This is a genomic window from Streptomyces synnematoformans, assembly GCF_039531005.1.
Classification (GTDB): Bacteria; Actinomycetota; Actinomycetes; order Streptomycetales; family Streptomycetaceae; genus Streptomyces; species Streptomyces synnematoformans.
This window is the reverse complement of the sequence record NZ_BAAAPF010000554.1, coordinates 1-2,500: the sequence shown is the minus strand read 5'-3', so window position 1 is coordinate 2,500 and position 2,500 is coordinate 1. Positions and strand designations below refer to the sequence as shown.

1 protein-coding gene is annotated in these 2,500 nt (G+C 77.8%); it reads right to left on the bottom strand.

Features of this window, described 5'->3' with window-relative positions; all coding sequences use genetic code 11:
• Window positions 1-2,436: ATP-binding protein (locus ABD317_RS35875; RefSeq protein ID WP_344296060.1), on the bottom strand; the 2,436-nt coding region annotated here is incomplete at its 3' end.
• Window positions 2,437-2,500: the final 64 nt, after the last annotated feature.

The following is a 2,500-nucleotide window of genomic DNA, read 5'->3' as shown; positions in this document are numbered from 1 at the left end:
CGCCGCGGTACGGATCCGCGCCAGCGCCGCCGCGCTGCCCCGGGCGAACGCCGGCGTCCGGCGCCCGTCGCCCTCGGCCTCCGCCGCGACCTGCAGCAGCAGCCACGCGTACCGGTTGACGCCCGGCGCCAGCCCGGCGTCGACGGTGCGGGCGGCCTCCTCGCGGGCGCCCGTCAGGTCGCCGCGCGCCACCGCGGCCGCGGCCGTCAGCGTGCTCAGCGGGATCGCCATCTGCGGCTGCGCCGCCTGCGGCCCCAGCCGGTCGCGCGCGGTGGCCAGCAGCGCCTCCGCCCGGGTCACGTCCCCGCGGAACAGTGCCAGCCGGGCGCGCGACTGCGCCAGGCTGCCGTACGCCAGGGCGGCGATCGCGTCCCGCTCCGCCCGGCCGGCGATCCGCTCCGCCTCGTCCCAACGGCCCATCGACACCAGGGAGTCCACCTGGTTGCCGAGCGAGAACGCCACCTTGGCACGCCGCCCGCGGCTCGCCGCCGCCCGCGCCGCGTCCGCGGCGACCTCCGCCGCCTCCCGCGAGCGGCCCAGGTTCTCCAGCGCGGCTGACAGGTTCAGCTCCGCCCCGGCCGCCGCCGTGTAGTCGCCGGTGCGCCGGGCGCGGTCGCGGACCTCGCGCAGGATGTCCAGGCCCAGCTCCTCCTGGCCGGAGTCCTCCAGGTGGACGCCGTACGCCACCCGGGCGTTCAGCTCCAGGTTCTCCGCGCCGGCCGCGGCGGCGGTGCGTACCGCCTGTTCGGCCGCGGCGAGACCTTCCGGCCGGCCGGGCCGGTGCAGCATCTCCCAGCCCGCCGCGGCCGTCAGCGCCAGCGCCGGCACCTGCGACGGCGGCCGGTCGCACACCAGCCGCAGCGCGTGGTCCAGCTCGGCGCGGCCGTCCCCGCGGGCCAGCTGCTCCACCAGCCAGTGCCGCTGCACCCAGAACCACGCCGCGCGCAGCGGCTCGGCATCCTCGTCGATGGCCTCCAGGGCGCGCCGGGTCAGCGCCAGCGCCCGTTCCCGCTCGTCGGCGAGCCGGGCGGCCACGACGGTCTCGGCGAGCAGGTCCAGCTCGGTGAGCGGCGTGTCCGCCGCGCACGTCTCGTAGTCCTCGATGCCGTCCGCGGCCCGCAGCCGGGCGCGGACCTCGGGCGACACGTCGTCCCACAGCTCCATCGCCCGCTTCAGCAGCTCGTACTGCTCGGCGAACGCGTGCCGGCAGCGCGCCTCCACCGCCGCCGCCAGCACCGCCGGCAGTGCCCGGGCGCTGTCCCGGCCGTGGTGCCAGTGCCGGGCGATGCGGGTGAGCCGCTGCTCGGCGCGGACGAGCGCGGGGTCGGCCTCCAGCACCTCGGCGAAGCGGCGGTTGAGCCGGGAGCGCTCGCCGGGCAGCAGGTCGTCGCGGACCGCCTCGCGCAGCAGGGCGTGCCGGAAGCGGTACGACTCGCCGTCCTCGTCGGGTACGAGCACGTTGCCGGCGACGGCCGCGCGCAGCGCCGCCAGCAGCGCGTCCTCGTCCTCGCCGGTGACCGCGGCGAGCAGCGCGTGCTCCGCGTGGCCGCCGGCCTCGGCGGCGACCCGCACGACCTGCTGGGCGGGCTCGCTCAGCCGCTCGACGCGGACGAGCAGCAGGTCGCGCAGCGACTCGCTGAGGCCGCAGTCGGGGTTGGCCGACAGCTCCTCGACGAAGAACGGGTTGCCCTCGCTGCGCCGGAAGATGTCGTCGGCGCGGGCGGGCGCCGGCACGTCGCCGTGGATGCCGGTGAGCTGGGCGGCGACCTCGTCGCGGCTGAGCGGCGCCAGCTCGATGCGGCGTACGGTGCGCAGCCGGTCCAGCTCGGCGAGGAAGGGGCGCAGCGGGTGGCGGCGGTGGATGTCGTCGGAGCGGTAGGTCGCCAGCAGCATGAGCCGGGTGGCCTGCAGGGTGCGGAAGAGGTACGAGAGCAGCTCGCGGGTGGAGCGGTCGGACCAGTGCAGGTCCTCCAGGGCCAGGACGACGGCGCGGTCGGCGGCCAGCCGCTCCAGGCTCTGCGCGGTCAGCTCGAACAGGCGGGTGCGCCCGTCGCGTTCGTGCGGCGGGGAGCCGGCCGGCGGCGCGTAGGAGGCGTCGGGCAGCAGCCGGGACAGCTCGGCCTCGCGGCCCGCCACGGCGGCGGCGAGGGCGTCGTCGCCCAGCTCGCGCTGCAGCGACCGCAGCGCGGTGGTGAACGGCGCGAACGGCAGCCCGTCCGCGCCCAGCTCCACGCAGCCGCCGGCGGCGGTCACCGCCCCCGCCGCGCGGGCCGCGGTGAGGAACTCCTCCACCAGCCGCGTCTTGCCGACCCCGGCCTCGCCCGCCACCACGAGCGCCTGCGGTTCGCCCGCGGAGGCGCGGGCGAGCACGGCGTCGAGCGTCTTGAGTTCTTCCGTGCGTCCGGCGAGTACGGGACTGAGGCGGACGGCTTTCACGCCGCCGAGGATGTCATGCGCCTCGGCCCCGGCGACAGGTGCCGGCGGGGCTGCCACCGTCAGG